Source organism: Nocardia grenadensis, from assembly GCF_050942415.1.
Lineage (GTDB): Bacteria > Actinomycetota > Actinomycetes > Mycobacteriales > Mycobacteriaceae > Nocardia > Nocardia grenadensis.
Window position 1 is genome coordinate 643,251 of record NZ_CP192054.1, and the last position, 14,413, is coordinate 657,663.

Genomic DNA, 14,413 nt, shown 5'->3' on the forward strand with positions numbered 1-14,413 from the left:
GCCGCCGCTGTGGCCGGGCGAGCGACGCGGTGGCGCGCGTTCGCCGGCCGCGGCCGGGCCGGGAATCTAGGCTGACGAGGTGACCCTCTCCGAGCGCATCACCCCGACCGGCCGCTCGATCGTACTGGAGCTCGCCGGCGTACGCGCCGAGATCGGCACCGTGGCCGCCGTCCTGCGTGGGCTGACCGTCGGCGGCGTCGCGGTCACCGAACCGGTTGCGGCCGAGTCGACGCCGCCGATGGGCGCCGGAATCGTTCTGGCGCCCTGGCCCAACCGGGTCCGCGACGGGATCTGGATCCTCGACGGATTACCCCAGCAGCTCGATATCACCGAACCGGCGCGGTCGAACGCGATCCACGGGTTGCTGCGCAACACCGGCTACGAGGTGCGGGAACTGTCGTCCGCCGCGGTGACCCTGGGCGCGCTCATACCACCCCAGCACGGCTGGCCGTTCCTCCTCGACACCTGGGTGCGTTACGAACTGCGCTCCGACGGGCTCGCCGTGATCCACGGCGTGGTGAACCACGGCGACCGGCCGGCACCGTACGCCGTGGGCGCGCACCCGTACCTCCGGGTCGGCGAGACGCCGGTCGAAGACCTGGTGCTGACGGTCTCCGCCGCAACCTATTTCGAGGTCGACGCCCGCATGAATCCGGTGGCCGAACACCCGGTCGAGGGCACCCGTTACGACCTGCGGGCCGGAGTGTCGCTGCCGGAGCTGGACCTGGACACCCCGTTCGGCGGGGTGACGCCCGCAGCGGCGGCCCGGCTCACCGCGCCCGACGGCGCGACGGTCGAACTCGTCCAGGATGCGGGGTGGGAGTACCTGCAGGTTTTCACCCCGCGGGAGTTCCCACGCCCGCGGGGACAGGGGCTCGCGGTCGCGCTGGAACCGATGACGGCCCCGCCGAACGCGCTGAACTCGGGTGACGGATTGCGTCACCTCGCACCGGGTGCGCGCTGGGAGGGCGGATGGCGTATCCGGTACACGCCCGGGGCCGACGGGGATCGTTGAATTCGCGCGGGGCGGCGGAACAGCGGGGCCGGATACCGGTTGTTGGAGGATCGACTCGCACGGTTCGACGGCGCGGTCACGATTTTGCGGTCCACGCTGTTCATGTCGAATACCGCGCATTGGTGGTCGGCGGGAATTCGGCAGTCCCGGACCGCGCCCGCGCCGTATGCCGATGTGGCTGTCGCGCCGATCGTCCGGAAACCGAGGGCATGGCCCGCTACCGCCGCGCCCGCGGCAGTCCTTCGGGGCCGGGGGCGACGGGCGGTCGGCTCACCTGTCGGCCAGCACCAGTGCGAATCGTTCGGCGGGGTCGGTCCAGGCGCGACGCATACGGAAACCGGCGGTGGCCAGTTCGGCGCGGAACCCGGACAGCCGGAACTGCGCCGAGATCGCGGTGCGCAGCTGCTCTCCGGTGGCGAAATCGACCATGAGATCCAGATCGGGGATCGTCACGCGCATCGCCTCGGTGGCCGCCAGGCGCATTTCGATCCATTCGAGGTCCGGGTCCCACACCGCGAGATGGGCGAATGCGAGCGGATCGAAATCGGCGCCGAGTCGGTCGTTCAGTACATGCAACATATTGCGGTTGAACTCCGCGGTCACTCCCGCGGCGTCGTTGTAGGCGGCAATCATCACGGCGGGGTCGGTGACCAGGCCCACGCCGACGAGCAGCTGTTCGCCCGGCGCGAGGACCTGGTGCAATTCGCCCAGGAATGCGGTGCGTTCGAAGGGTGGCAGATTACCCAGGGTGCCGCCGAGCAGCGCGATCAACCGGCGGCCGCCGGGCGGGAGTGCCGCGAGCATGGTGGTGAAATCACTGACGATGCCGTGAATGGACAGATGCGGGAATTCGCCGCTTGTCCAATCGGCCGCGGCCCGTAGCGCGGTTTCGGAGACATCCTGCGGTACGTAGGAGCACAGCGAGCCGTGCGCGGTGAGCGCGTTCAGCAACAGCCGGGTCTTCTCGGAGGAACCCGAACCGAGTTCGACCAGTTCGGTCGCGCCCGAGGCGTGCCGGGCGATCTCGTCCGCCGCGGTGTGTAGCAGTTCGCGTTCGGTGCGGGCGGGATAGTACTCCGGCAGCCCGGTGATGAGGTCGAACAGCGCGTTTCCGCGGGCGTCGTAGAACCATTTCGGGGGCAGCCATTTCCGGGGACCGGACAAACCCCAGAGCACATCGGTGCGCAGTTGCTCGCGCAGATCGGCCTCCGTGAGCTGAATATCGAAGGTGGGTGCGATAGCCATGGGATCCCTCTCTGTTCCGCGGCCGTCGCCGTGAAGTTAGGGCAACCGTGGCGGCGGGACATCCGCCAACTTCCAGCGGAATATCCGCACTTGTGCGCGATCTGTGGGGGTACCGGCTTTCCGTATCCGCGCAGATCGGCGAGGGATGCCGGTATCGCGGGCCGGCATTTCCCCGGGATCCACCGGGTAATCGGTCCGCGTGAACCCAGCCGGCATCCTTTTGGCAAACGCGAGTGCGTGCCAGTTTCGGGCCTTACGGTGAAGTCGTGCCGGGTAAATATGGGCATTACAAATGTGGATTTATCCCACCTGTGGCCGTTCCGCAACCGCGCCGCCGCTTGACACCCGCTACCCAGGAGGCGATATTGGCTACTGGTCGGACAATGATCGGATGCCGCGCCGCGGACAGCACGCACCGCTCCTGGACAGGAGAGATGGATGCCGCTCTTCTCGCCGGAATTCTCCGGCCGTCGCCGCGATACGTCGGCCGGACATCATCCCGATGTGCGGCTCTCCGCCCCGACGGCTGTTACGCCGATCGCGGTGACGCACCCGGGGCCGGTCTGGAATCGGGCCGGGACAGGCCCCATGAGCAGATCCGCGCCTGTTCTCGTGTGTCCGGACCGCCCCTCCCGCCCTCGGCGTGCACCGGGCGGCGAAGGTCGCGCGGTATTCGGCGAACCTCCCGACGGCCACACCTATCGCGATCCGGACCAGTGGTCCGCCGCGAGGAGCGAACCGGTACCTCATCGGCGGCCCGGAGGCCCGGGTGGACTTCTGGTGCACCCGGCGCGTGCCCGCCGACTGCCCGCGACCGGCAGGTCGGCTCACCCGGGCCGACCTGCCGGTCCACCACCGCCGCCGGAGTCGCCTGTTGTGTCCGCGACCCCGCCGGATGCCTCGGCCCGCCGGGATATCCCGCGGCGCGGTGCGCACCGCGTGTTCCGAACCGAGGGAAGGATGAACCGCGCCGATCCCGGCATCCCGGTGGCCGCCGCATAACGGAGCGGGTGGCCGCCCACCCGTGGAATGCCCGGTTAGCCTGGTCGTGTGCAGGTGAGTTCGTCGGACAGCGCTCCGGGCGGCGAATGGGAGATCGGCCCACCGTCGCGTGTCGTGCCGGGGCGCCGGGCGGCGATCATCGGGTTCCGTGATCGTCGCGAATCCGGTCTGGAACTGCGGGTCGCCGATATCCCGGCGGTCACCGTGGTGATCGAATTCGGGGGCAGCGGGCTGACTGTGGAGGGCGCGGGCGGCCGACGCGAACTCACCGCCTTCGTGGCGGGCTGCGCCAGCGGGGCCATGCGGATCGGCGGCGCCCGCCCCGCGTGGGTCGAGGCGCGGCTGTCGCCGGTGCAGGCTTATTCGCTGTTGGGTGTGGCGCCCGGCGAGCTGAGCGGCGCCGTCGTCGACCTCACCGAACTGTGGGGACCGCGGGCGGAGCTGCTGCGGGAACGGCTGGCCGCCGCCGCGACCTGGGAGCGGCGGTTCGCGCTCACGGAGGACTTCCTGACCGCGCGGGCCGATCCGGCCCGCGCGGTGGACCCCGAGGTGGCTGTGAGCTGGCGGCGCATCGTGACCGGTCGCGGGCAGGTGCGGATCGACGAGCTCGCCGAAGCGTGCGGATGGAGCCGTAAACGGTTGTGGGCGAGATTCCATGCCCAGATCGGGCTGACCCCCAAACGGGCCGCGATGCTGGTCCGGTTCCGGCACGCGGTCGACGGTCTGGTGGCGGGCGGGTCTGCCGCCGATATCGCCGCGTGCTGCGGTTATACCGATCAGTCCCATCTCGGCCGGGATATGTCGAGTTTCATCGGTGTCACCCCCGCCACGCTGACGCGCGAGATGCTGAATCCGTTCTCGAGGCGTCGCCACCAGGCCTGGGGAACATTCTTCCTAGACCGTGCCGAGCCGGCCGTTCGATAGTGGGCCCGCGCCGGCGGGTCTTCCGGTGCGATGCCACGAGTACGCCGGGAGGAAGAGTCGATGGCGGCCGAGATCCTGTTGTGGGCGGCGAATGTCGCGGGCCTGATCGCACTGGTGGTGCGGTGGCGCGGGGGGCTGCGCCGCCTGCGGCATATCGCCGTCCTCGCGCCGCTCGCGGCCTGCGCTCAATTGCTCGCCGACGGTTACCGCTGGCCGATGGTTCCGGCCTACGTCCTGTCGGTGACCCTGGCAGTGGTGTGGACGCTCGGGGCCACCCGTACCGGCAGTGCTCCCAAATGGTTGCATGCTCTCGGAATAGTATCTGGCACAGTGATTGTCGCTGTATCGGTGGCGACCCCGGTCGCGGTTCCGGTGTTCGGGCTGCCGCAGCCCGGCGGTCCGTACGCGATCGGCACCGTGACCTACCACTGGCGCGACGCGGTACGCCGGGAGATCTTCGATCCCGACCCCACCGCCCGCCGCGAACTGATGGCACAGGTCTGGTATCCGGCCGAGGCCGCCACCGATGCCTCCACCGCGCCGTATGTGGCCGACGCGAAAGAACTCTCGGCCGCGGCGGGCCCACTGCTCGGCGCCCCGGGTTTCGTATTCGACTTCTGGGACCGGGTTCCCACGCACGCCACCCGGCGCCCATCGGTGGCGGCGGCCCGTCCTCGTTACCCGGTATTGGTCTTCGCCTCCGGTCTCAACGCTTTCCGGCAGTCCAATATGTTCCAGGTGGAGCGACTGGTCTCGCACGGATTCGTCGTGGTGGGCCTCGATCAGCCGTACACCTCCGCCGCCACCGTGTTCCCCGACGGCCGCACGATCGCCGGATGGACGAAGGACCGGGTGTATCCGGCGATCCAGCAGAGCCTGACCCCGGTCACGCCCGCTCCCGCGCTCGGCTATGCCGAACTACCCGGCGGCCTCCTTCCCTACCTGGCAGGGGATATCGGGTTCGCGCTCGATCAGCTGGCCCGGTTGAACGCCGAGGATCCGGAGGGTCTGCTGACCGGCCGTCTCGACCTGGAACGGGCCGGCGCCTTCGGGGTCTCGCTCGGCGCGATGACGGTCGGCCAGGCCTGCCACGCCGACCGGCGGTTGCGCGCCTGCTCGATGATGGACGCCGCGATGCCGGCCGACGTAGTGCGTGACGGTCCGCGGCAACCGAGTATGTGGCTGACCCGTGACGCCGGATCCATTCTGCTCGAACGTGACCGCAGCGGTGGCTGGCCCGATCGGGAGATCACCGAAACGATCACCACCCAGCGCGACGTGTTCGCCGCGAGTCGGCCGGGACAGGGATACCACGTGGAGATCCCGGGAATGTTCCATCTGAATTTCACCGATGCCCCCGCCTGGACGCCCTTGGCGCAGAAAATCGGCCTCTCGGGGCCGATCGGGGGCGCGCGTGGACACGAAATCGTCGCCGCGTACACGCTGGCCTTCTTCGAGCGGTTTCTATCCGGAGGCCACTCGGCGTTGCTGGACGGGCCGGCCCCGTGGAGTGAGATCCGCATCGAGCGCCGATGATCCACCGGCCTGATCACCGCCGGACGGTCCGGCCGGGGGCGATGCCCGTGCCCGGCTCCGCACCGCGCCGGACGAAAGTTCGTGCCGGGCCGGGCCGGACACCACAGCGCGGCGGGCCCTCCCCGGGAAGGCCCGCCGCGCCGCGCTCGTACCGGGCGTTCAGACGACGCTCGCGTGCCGGACGATGATGTCGCCGTAGGAATTGTGTGCGTACACCCGCACGAGTTCCCCGTTGCTCGCCGCCGGGTCGGCCGGTTGCATCCGGTTCAGCACCGTGCCGTGCCGGGCACCGGCCTCCAGCCGTACCGCGCTGCCCGGGCCGATACCCACTTCGAGTTCGCCCATGGACGTCTCCAACCGCAGTTCCCCGCGTACCGCCTCGCCGATGCGGATATCGCCCTTGGCGGTTTTCGCGGTCACCGAATCGGCCGGACGCTCGACGACGATATCGCCGGCGGCCACTTACAGATCGCACCGGCCGAGTTCGCCGGTACCCATCATGCGGCCCACCGCGGTGGTGCCCTTCAGCCGGGAGCCGGTAGGCACCTCGATGGTCACCACGATCGACGGATTGCCGCCGAACGGGGTGTAGGTTCGCCAATCCCGCGGGGTGATCACGCGCAGGGTGCCGGCCGTGAAATCGATCCGGGTCTGTTCGGCGGCGCGACTATCGCCTTTCGCGGACTCGTTCGCCGGCCGGACCGTGACCACGGTGTCGGTGCGGTCGGTGGCCGCGACGGTGACTTCGCCGGACAGTATTTCGACGATGACGGCGACCGGTTCCGGCGTCTCGAAGGTGGGCATGGCTGTGCTCCTCGGGGTGTGAAAGCAATGGGGGTCTGCCGGCCGGGCGATCGGCGGGTGGTCCACCGGGCCGTCAGGACCAGGTGACCGGCAGTTCGTGGACGCCGTAGATGTTCATATCGGTCCGCAGCGGTACGTCTCCGGCCGGCAGGGCGAGCCGCAGAGTCGGGAAGCGGCGCAGCAGTCCGGCGAAGCCGGCGCGCATCTCCACTCGGGCCAGCTGCTGGCCCAGGCACTGGTGCACGCCGTGCCCGAAGGACACGTGTCCGCGCGCCCTGCGGTGGATGTCCAGGGTGTCCGGGTCGTCGAACCGCCGGGGATCGTGGTTGGCGGCCAGTAGCGAGACCACGACGGTGGATCCCGCGGGGATGGTCTCCCCGCCGAGTTCGAGATCCTCGGTGGCGTAGCGGTAGAAGATATCGGCGACCGACAGGTAGCGCATGAGTTCCTCGACCGCGTCCGGCATCAGGTCCGGGTCCGCGCGCAGTTCGGCCAGCTGTTCCGGATTCTCCAGCAGCGCGAAGGTGCCCAGTCCCAGCATGTTCGCGGTGGTCTCGTGGCCGGCGAGCAGCAGCAGGAAGGAGATGCCGGTCAGTTCCTCGATGGAGAGGTCGTCGTCACGGGCGAGGTCGGACAGGATGTCCTCGCCGGGCTCGGCACGTTTGGCCGTGACCAGTTCGGCCAGGTAGCCCATCATCGCGCCGTAGGCCCCCATCTTCTCCTCCAGCGGCTGGTCCCGGAGCAAGAACTTGGCGGAGTTGGTCTGGAACGTTTCCCGGTCGGCGTAGGGGACGCCGAGCAGTTCGCAGATCACCAGCGAGGGCACCGGCAATGCGAAGGCACGCACCAGATCGACCGGCGGGGTCGACTTCGCCATCTCGTCGAGTTGCCGTTCGACGACCCCGGCGATGTGCTCCTCGAGCTGTTTCATGCGCCGGACGGTGAACGCGCCGATGAGCTTGCGCCGCAGCCGGGTGTGGTCCGGCGGGTCCATGGCGATGAACAGACCCGGGATCTGCGGGGACGGTTCGGTCTGGGCGGGCATATCCGGAGTCGCGTCCAGTGCGTGCAGGATGCCGATGTCCTGGCGGGAACTGAAGCGGGTATCGGCCAGCAGCGTGCGGACCTCGTCGTATCCGGTGACGAGCCAGCCGGGGTGTCCGTCGGGGAAGCACAGGGGGCTCACCGGGCGCGTCTCGCGCAGCCGGGTGATCGCGCGGGGCGGGTCGAAGGGGCCGGCATCGCGTTCGGTGGGGAGGCCGTGCGGGACGGAAGCGGTGTCGCTCATCGTATTTCCTGTCGTTTCGAGGTCCCGGGCTGCGCGGGACAGGGGGTTGTCTGTGGTTTCGTGGCGGGCTGCGGTGAGCCGGATGTCCTGTCGCCGGTCAGTCGCCGCTGCGCCGTTCCGGCCCCGGCGCGGGCGCCGGGTCGAGAAGGGCGATGGCCGCGGCCGGGCAGTTGTGGGCGGCCTCGCGGGCGGCCGGATGGTGTGCGGCCGGCGGCGCGGGGGCGAGCAGCAGCACCCGGCCGTCCGCATCGTCCTGGTCGAACACTTCTGGAGCGAGCAGTGCGCACATACCGGCGCCGATGCAGCGTTCCCGGTCGACCACGAGTTCCACGGGTGCTCCCTCCCGCCGGGCCACCGGGCTGTCCGGGCCCGTGGTCGCTGTTGCCGATCTGGTCATGGGAGAACTGTCGCCGGGCCCGCTGATACCGGCCTGATACCGCACTGACACGTCCACTGGCGCAGTGTTATTGCTGGTAGCGAGGGTGATATCCATTCGCGAAAAGGCCGCGCGGTTCGCTGCGGCAGAATGGGCCGGTGCAGATCGCGTTGCTTGGACCCCTCGACATCCGAGCAGACGACGGGGGAGCCATCGAGGTACCGGGCGTCCGGCTACGGGCGCTGTTGATCGCCCTCGCGCTGGAACCCGGTCGCGCGGTCCCACGGGCCACGCTGGTCGACTGGATCTGGGGTGAGCAGCCACCCGCCGACGCCGCGAACGCCCTGCAGGCGCTGGTCTCCCGGCTGCGCCGGCTGCTGCCGGACGGATCGCTCGAGGGGCAGGCGGGCGGGGGATACCGGCTCACCGTGCGGCCCGGCGCGGTCGACGCGGTGCGGTTCGAACAGTACCTCGAAGAGGCTCGCGGCGGTGACGACGCGCAACGGACCCGGCTGCTGCGCGAGGCCCTCGACCTGTGGCGCGGTGCGCCGCTGCGCGATATCGAAGCAAGCGACAGCGCGGCCGTGGATGCCGTGATCACGCGGTTCGAGGGGCTGCGCCTGGCCGCTACCGAAGACCTCTACGAATCGGAGATCCGCCGCGGCCGGGCCGCGGAGCAGGTGGCCGAGCTGACCGAGCTGGTGGCCCGGTATCCGGTGCGGGAACGGCTGGTCGCCGCGTTGATGCGGGCACTCGGCGCCGCGGGCCGTGCTGCCGAGGCGCTGGTGGTGTACCAGGACGCGCGGGAGGCGCTCGCCGACACACTGGGCGTGGACCCCTCCCCGGAACTGTCCGCCCTGCATATCGCGCTGTTGCGCGGTGAAGTGGGCGGCGCGGAGAATGCCGAGCGCCGGACCAACCTGCGCGCCGAACTCACCGGGTACATCGGCAAATACGCCGATATCGCCGCCGTCCGCGATCTCATCGCCCGCCATCGACTCACCACCCTGACCGGGCCCGGGGGTTCGGGAAAGACCCGGTTGGCCCGGGAAACCGCGCAAACCCTGCTCGACGATCTACCCGACGGTGCCTGGCTGGTCGAACTGGCATCCCTCGACGCGAACGGTGACGTGGCGCAATCGGCCATCGCCGCGCTCGGCTTACGCGACGCGCTGCTCGGCGGGGCACCGGACGCCGAACCGATCGAGCGGTTCGTTGCGGCGGTCCGCGAGCGCGAAACACTGGTGATCCTGGACAACTGCGAGCACGTGATCGAGGCGGTGGCGGTGTTCGCCCACCGGGTCCTCGGGGAGTGCCGGCGGCTCCGGATCCTGGCCACCAGCCGGGAACCGCTCGGTATCACCGGCGAGGCGCTGTGGCAGGTCGAGCCGCTGGCACTACCCGCCGAGCACGCGGACCCCGGCGAGATCGAAGCGTCCCCGGCCGTGCAACTGCTGCGGGACCGAGCCGGCGCGGTGCGTAAGGACCTCGCCTCCGACTCCCGGGCGCCGGCGACCATGGGTCGCGTCTGCCGCGCGCTCGACGGGATACCGCTGGCGATCGAACTGGCCGCGGCCAGGCTGCGCACCATGACCCTCGAACAGCTCGCCGACCGTCTCGACGACCGGTTCCGCCTGCTCACCGGCGGCAGCCGCACCGCGATCCCGCAGCACCGGACCTTGCGCGCGGTGGTCGACTGGAGCTGGGAACTGCTCACCGACGCGGAACGGACGGTGCTGCGCAGGCTCGCGGTATTCGCCGGTGGCGCCGGTCTGGCGGCGGCGGAACAGGTGTGCGCCGATACCGGGGACGGCCTGGACGCGGGGGTCGAGCAGTGGGAGGTGCTCGAACTACTGACCGCGCTGACCGAGAAATCGCTGCTGCTCACCACGGCGGAGACCGAACCGCGCTATCGGATGCTCGATACGATCCGGCAGTACGCGCGCGACCGGCTGGAGGAGTCGGGGGAGGCCGACGCGGCGCGCCGCGCGCATCTCGGGTACTTCACCGGCCTGGCCGCGACGGCGGAACCGCACCTGCGCCGCGCCGAACAGCTGGAGTGGCTGGCCGTGCTCGGGGCCGAGCACGACAACATCGCGGTCGCGATGCGCGGCGCGCTCGCGGCCGGTGACACCGCGGGAGCGCTGCGGCTCGCCGCGGCCGCCGGGTGGTACTGGTGGCTCGGCGGGTACAAGGCCGAGGGCCTGGAATTCGTCACCGCGGTGGCGGACGCGCCCGCCGAGGTGGACGACGGGACCCGGGCCCAGGTGTACGCGCTGGTCGTGCATTTCTTGAGTACCGGGCGCAATGACGCGAACCAGGTGGGGGAATGGATCGGTAAGGCCTACCGCGTCGGCCGTGACGTGCGGGCCGGGCATCCGGCGGTGTCGTTCATCGCCGCGCTGGAACGTATGCTGCACGGCCCGGAAGCGTTGCCGACCGCGTTCGAACCGCTGCTCACCGACGACGACCCCTGGGTGCGTGCGCTGGCCCGGTTGCAGATGGGCAAGATGCGGATCGTGCTGGGCCGGGACGGACCGGAAGTGGACTGCTATCTCGAGGGCGCGCTGGCCGAGTTCCGCGCCCTCGGCGAGCGGTGGGGGATGTCGTTCGCGCTGACCGAGGCGGCGAACCGATACGCCACCCGCGGCGAATTCGCGGTGGCCTGCGAACTCTTCGAACAGGCGAACGCCGTGGTCACCGAGATCGGCTCGACCGAGGACATTGTCGGGCTGCTGTCGCGACAGGCCCAGTTGTACTGGCTCGCGGGTGACACCGAGGCGAGCGCGGCCGCCCTCGCCGAGGCGCAGCGGTGCGCGGACCGGGTCGCCTGGCCGGTGGCGCTGGCCGAACTGGCGCTGGCGAAAGCGGAGCTGGCCCGATGGCGCGGTGCGGCCGAGGAAGCGCACGAGCAGATCCGAGTCGCGACAACCATATTGGGCAGCGAATCCGAGATGCCCCAGCTCGCCGCCATGATCCACACCATGCTGGGTTACCTCGCCACCGATCTGGAACAGGCCCGGTCCCACCATGGCACCGCTTTCCGGGCGGCGGCCGAGGCGGGACATTCGATCCTGGTCGCTCAGGTGATCGTCGGGATCGCGGATCTGGCGCTGCGCGCGGACCGCGCTCCCGAGGCCGCGCGGCTGCTCGCGGCGAGTACCGCCGTGCACGGTGTGCCCGATCGTTCCCAGCCGGACGCGGCCCGGGTCGAGCGGGCCCTACGAGAACGTCTCGGCGAAGCGGACTTCACCGAGGCGATGCGCGCGGGTGCGGAAGCGGACTGGCAGGAACTGGCCGCCGGCACGCTCGCTTGGTGAACGTGGCCCGGGACCACACGTATTCCAGACGGCGAACCCGGCGCAGCAGGCGAGCGCCGCGGCCGTGTAGCCACCGGATGGAGTACCGGCCAGGAACCCCGCGCGGGGGATTCGATGATCGGCGTGAAGGGCCGGCTCCGTGTTCACTCCGGTAGCCCCGGGGATCCGGTGCGCGGACTGCCGGACGATCGCGGTGACCCGATGCCCACGGGCCGGCGCTCGATCGACCACCAACCTGCCGGTGCGACCGGTGGCGCCGAGAACAGTCAGTGCGGCCCATACCGATCGCGGCGGCGGCCACCGGCAACGCCATGAAAGGAGCGAGTACGACGAGAAGGTGGCGGTTCGATCCCTGGTTCTGCGGTGGCGGCCACCTGCCGGGGTAGGTGCTCAATTCGTGCGCTCCCGATCGCCGGACATTGCCCCGTCAGTCTGGTCGGCGCTGCCGGGGACAGGTGAGATGCTTCGGTGGAGCGGATCGGTTCCGAGTAGTGCTGGGCGAATCCGGGGGTCACCGAGGACGGAGAGATGGATGGCGAAACGGATACTGGTCACCGGTGGTACCGGCCGGCTCGGGCGCGTGTTCGTGCCCCAGCTGCTCGCCGCGGGTCATGACGTGCGGGTGCTGACCCGTTCCGAACGCGCACCGGAGGCCCATCGGTGGACGGTCGGGGACCTGAGTACCGGAGCCGGGCTGGACGAGGCGCTCGCCGGTACCGATGTGATCGTCCACCTGGCCACGACCAACGGCCGCGGCGATATCACCGCGACCCGTGCGCTGGTCGAAGCCGCGCAGGCATCCGGCCGCCCGCATCTGCTGTATCTGTCGATCGTCGGTATCGACAACCACGCACTCGGCTATTACCGCGCGAAAGTGGAGTGCGAAACCCTGATCCAGCGGTCCGACCTGCCGTGGACCATTCTGCGCGCCACCCAATTCCACGATCTGATCGCCGAGATATGTGACGCCCAGCGCCTGCTGCCGTTTCTCGCGATGCCGTCGAAGGTGAGCTTTCAGCCGGTCGACGTCACCGAGGTGGCCGGCCGCCTGGTGGCGCTCGCGGCGGGCCCCGCGAGCCGGCGGACGCCGGACCTGGGCGGTCCGCAGATACGCGCCGCCACCGATCTGGCCCGGGCCTACCTGCGAGCGGTCGGGCGCGGCAGACCGGTGTTGGCGGTTCCGTTGCCGGGCAGGGCGATGCGCGACTTCCGCGCCGGGCTCCAGCTCGCTCCGGACCACAAGGACGGCCGGATCACCTTCGAAGAGTTCCTCGTCGCGCGTAGCGAAAGGGATCGGGGCCGCTGATGTCCGATGGCTTCGCTCCGGCCGGTGGCCATGGCCGACCACCCGGCGCCTTGGACTGCCGCATCTATGCTCGGGCTCGCGGTTGTCCGGCCGGCCGGGAATGCCGTGCTCGCCCCGCGGCGACGTCGAGGTCGCGAGCCCCGATCCGGCAGTGCGTCATGTTCGGCAACGGTCGTGTCGGTTTCGTCCAAGACATCGGTGGCGGCTGTTCCTAGGCTGATCCCAGGCCGAATCCGAGGCCCGTAATCAGGAGGAACTGATGACACGCGAACTCGTCTACACGGGCTTCATGTCGCTGGACGGCGTCGTGGACTCACCGGGCGGGAAGGTCGAGGGGCACCGCGGCGGCGGCTGGGTGATGGATACCGAGTTCGTGCCCGAGGCGTTCGCGCTCAAAGGCGAGGAACTCGCCGATACGACCGCGCTCATGTTCGGCCGCCGCAGCTACGAGGCCTTTGCTCCGACCTGGCGCGATTCCGACGATCACGCCGCGTACAAGGAGCTGCCCAAATACGTCGTCTCGTCCGGCTTGGGCGAGGACGCGCTGATCGACGGGTGGGGACCGATTACGATCCTGCGCACGGCGGACGCCGTCGCGAAACTGAAGCGGACCGACGGCGGCCCGATCTACATCCACGGCAGCGCCGAACTCGCCCGCAGTCTCTCGGACGCCGACCTCATCGATCGGTACAACCTGCTTGTGTTCCCGGTGCTGCTGGGCGCCGGCAAGAGCCTGTTCAGCCGAGCCGACCGCGACAGGCAGACCCTGCGGGTGCGGGATTCGGCCACGTATTCCAACGGCGTGACCAAGCTCGTCTACGACGTCGTGCGCTGACCGGGATCGAGCGCGATCGCGCCGCCGTCCCCCGTGCGTAACTGCTGCGCCGTCCGCCCGACGTACCGGCGCAGTGCCCGGGCGAGATGGGGCTCGTCGTAGTACCCGAGCTTGTCGACGACATCGCCGGGCGCCTCGCCCGAGGCCAGCAGCAGAGCGGCGGTCCGGGCGCGCCCGATCTGCCGGACGGCGCCCCGGGTGAGGCCGGTCGCCGCCCGGAAACGACGCTCGAGCGTCCGCTCGGTCACCTCGGGCGGCGACCCGCGCAGCGTCGTCGAGACCAGCGGATCGCGCACCACGACTTCTTCGCGGACGAGTCGGCCGACCAGTGCCTCGGCATCGTCGGAGCGCGGTGTCTCCCGCTGGGCACCGTCGAGCCAGAACGTCCGGCCGGTCACATCGGGCAGGAAGACACCACCGTCTACCAGGGTCGGTGTCGCCGTCGAGCGCAGCGACGTCCCGACCGCGAACTGGATACCGACGAACCCCGCTCCTTCGGGCACCGGCGCGGTCCCGGTGCGGCTCTCCGGACCGGTGATCGCCGCGTACGGCCGCCCCGCCTGCTCCCAGAACACCAGCCCCCAGGTCTCGGACGCGACCGAGGTCATCTCCGAGACGTCCTCGCTGCGGCAGGTCCACACCGACTCGACCCACGCCGAATCAGACGCCCGCGTCGTGAACAGCAGTCCCACGGTCGGATACTAGGCCGAACCAGGCGTCTGGAGAACAGTGACCGCGACCGCGGGCATTGCCACCCGCGTC

General features: G+C 70.1%; 13 protein-coding genes. 6 read left to right on the forward strand and 7 right to left on the reverse strand.

Annotated elements, in window-relative coordinates; translation table 11 throughout:
• The first annotated feature begins 79 nt into the window (after positions 1–79).
• Positions 80–1,015, forward strand: coding sequence for an aldose 1-epimerase family protein (locus tag ACQPYS_RS03000; RefSeq protein ID WP_433491624.1), 936 nt, complete (start codon positions 80–82; stop codon positions 1,013–1,015).
• A gap of 270 nt (positions 1,016–1,285) precedes the next feature.
• On the opposite strand, the gene egtD is transcribed toward ACQPYS_RS03000, so the two are convergent.
• The gene (gene egtD, locus ACQPYS_RS03005) at positions 1,286–2,260 is read right to left on the reverse strand and encodes an L-histidine N(alpha)-methyltransferase (protein WP_433491625.1); all 975 of its coding nucleotides are present in this window, start codon (positions 2,258–2,260) and stop codon (positions 1,286–1,288) included.
• A 1,050-nt stretch (positions 2,261–3,310) separates the two neighbouring features.
• On the opposite strand from egtD, the gene ACQPYS_RS03010 reads away from it, so the two are divergent.
• Both ACQPYS_RS03010 and ACQPYS_RS03015 read left to right on the forward strand, forming a co-directional pair.
• Positions 3,311–4,186, forward strand: a complete 876-nt coding sequence (locus ACQPYS_RS03010; protein ID WP_433491626.1) for a helix-turn-helix domain-containing protein — start codon at positions 3,311–3,313, stop codon at positions 4,184–4,186.
• Positions 4,187–4,246: 60 nt separating this feature from the next.
• On the forward strand, positions 4,247–5,722 hold the full coding sequence (locus ACQPYS_RS03015; RefSeq protein ID WP_433491627.1) for an alpha/beta hydrolase family protein: 1,476 nt from the start codon (positions 4,247–4,249) through the stop codon (positions 5,720–5,722).
• A 159-nt stretch (positions 5,723–5,881) separates the two neighbouring features.
• On the opposite strand, the gene ACQPYS_RS03020 is transcribed toward ACQPYS_RS03015, so the two are convergent.
• The 4 genes from ACQPYS_RS03020 to ACQPYS_RS03035 form a co-directional block, all read right to left on the reverse strand.
• Entirely contained in the window at positions 5,882–6,184 is a 303-nt protein-coding gene (locus ACQPYS_RS03020) for a hypothetical protein (RefSeq protein WP_433491628.1), read from the reverse strand.
• Complete coding sequence (locus ACQPYS_RS03025) at positions 6,185–6,526, reverse strand: hypothetical protein (protein WP_433491629.1); 342 nt, start codon at positions 6,524–6,526, stop codon at positions 6,185–6,187.
• A gap of 73 nt (positions 6,527–6,599) precedes the next feature.
• Entirely contained in the window at positions 6,600–7,814 is a 1,215-nt protein-coding gene (locus ACQPYS_RS03030) for a cytochrome P450 (RefSeq protein ID WP_433491630.1), read from the reverse strand.
• Between the two features lie 97 nt (positions 7,815–7,911).
• Positions 7,912–8,211: a ferredoxin gene (locus ACQPYS_RS03035; protein WP_433491631.1), complete on the reverse strand. Its 300-nt coding sequence runs from the start codon at positions 8,209–8,211 to the stop codon at positions 7,912–7,914.
• Positions 8,212–8,348: 137 nt separating this feature from the next.
• Here ACQPYS_RS03035 and ACQPYS_RS03040 point away from each other — a divergent pair, with 137 nt between their 5' ends.
• Positions 8,349–11,510 carry a BTAD domain-containing putative transcriptional regulator gene (locus tag ACQPYS_RS03040; protein WP_433491632.1) on the forward strand — a complete coding sequence of 1,054 codons (3,162 nt, stop codon included), beginning with the start codon at positions 8,349–8,351 and terminating at the stop codon, positions 11,508–11,510.
• Here the strand turns inward: ACQPYS_RS03040 and ACQPYS_RS03045 are convergent.
• Positions 11,412–11,780 carry an NmrA family NAD(P)-binding protein gene (locus ACQPYS_RS03045; RefSeq protein WP_433492957.1) on the reverse strand — a complete coding sequence of 123 codons (369 nt, stop codon included), beginning with the start codon at positions 11,778–11,780 and terminating at the stop codon, positions 11,412–11,414. The two genes, ACQPYS_RS03040 and ACQPYS_RS03045, sit on opposite strands and share 99 nt — an antisense overlap.
• Before the next feature lie 262 nt (positions 11,781–12,042).
• On the opposite strand from ACQPYS_RS03045, the gene ACQPYS_RS03050 reads away from it, so the two are divergent.
• Entirely contained in the window at positions 12,043–12,816 is a 774-nt protein-coding gene (locus tag ACQPYS_RS03050) for an SDR family oxidoreductase (protein WP_433491633.1), read from the forward strand.
• Positions 12,817–13,075: 259 nt separating this feature from the next.
• Positions 13,076–13,651 (forward strand): dihydrofolate reductase family protein, encoded by a 576-nt coding sequence (locus ACQPYS_RS03055; RefSeq protein ID WP_431940829.1) that lies wholly within the window; start codon positions 13,076–13,078, stop codon positions 13,649–13,651.
• On the opposite strand, the gene ACQPYS_RS03060 is transcribed toward ACQPYS_RS03055, so the two are convergent.
• Entirely contained in the window at positions 13,633–14,343 is a 711-nt protein-coding gene (locus tag ACQPYS_RS03060; protein WP_063035558.1) for a helix-turn-helix domain-containing protein, read from the reverse strand. The two genes, ACQPYS_RS03055 and ACQPYS_RS03060, sit on opposite strands and share 19 nt — an antisense overlap.
• Positions 14,344–14,413: the final 70 nt, after the last annotated feature.

Coding starts and splice junctions, on each gene's coding strand:
- ACQPYS_RS03030 (WP_433491630.1), bottom strand. CDS start 7,814: ATGAGCGACACCGCTTCCGTCCCGCACGGCCTCCCCACCGAACGCGAT.
- ACQPYS_RS03015 (WP_433491627.1), top strand. CDS start 4,247: ATGGCGGCCGAGATCCTGTTGTGGGCGGCGAATGTCGCGGGCCTGATC.
- ACQPYS_RS03050 (WP_433491633.1), top strand. CDS start 12,043: ATGGCGAAACGGATACTGGTCACCGGTGGTACCGGCCGGCTCGGGCGC.
- egtD (WP_433491625.1), bottom strand. CDS start 2,260: ATGGCTATCGCACCCACCTTCGATATTCAGCTCACGGAGGCCGATCTG.
- ACQPYS_RS03055 (WP_431940829.1), top strand. CDS start 13,076: ATGACACGCGAACTCGTCTACACGGGCTTCATGTCGCTGGACGGCGTC.
- ACQPYS_RS03035 (WP_433491631.1), bottom strand. CDS start 8,211: ATGACCAGATCGGCAACAGCGACCACGGGCCCGGACAGCCCGGTGGCC.
- ACQPYS_RS03025 (WP_433491629.1), bottom strand. CDS start 6,526: ATGCCCACCTTCGAGACGCCGGAACCGGTCGCCGTCATCGTCGAAATA.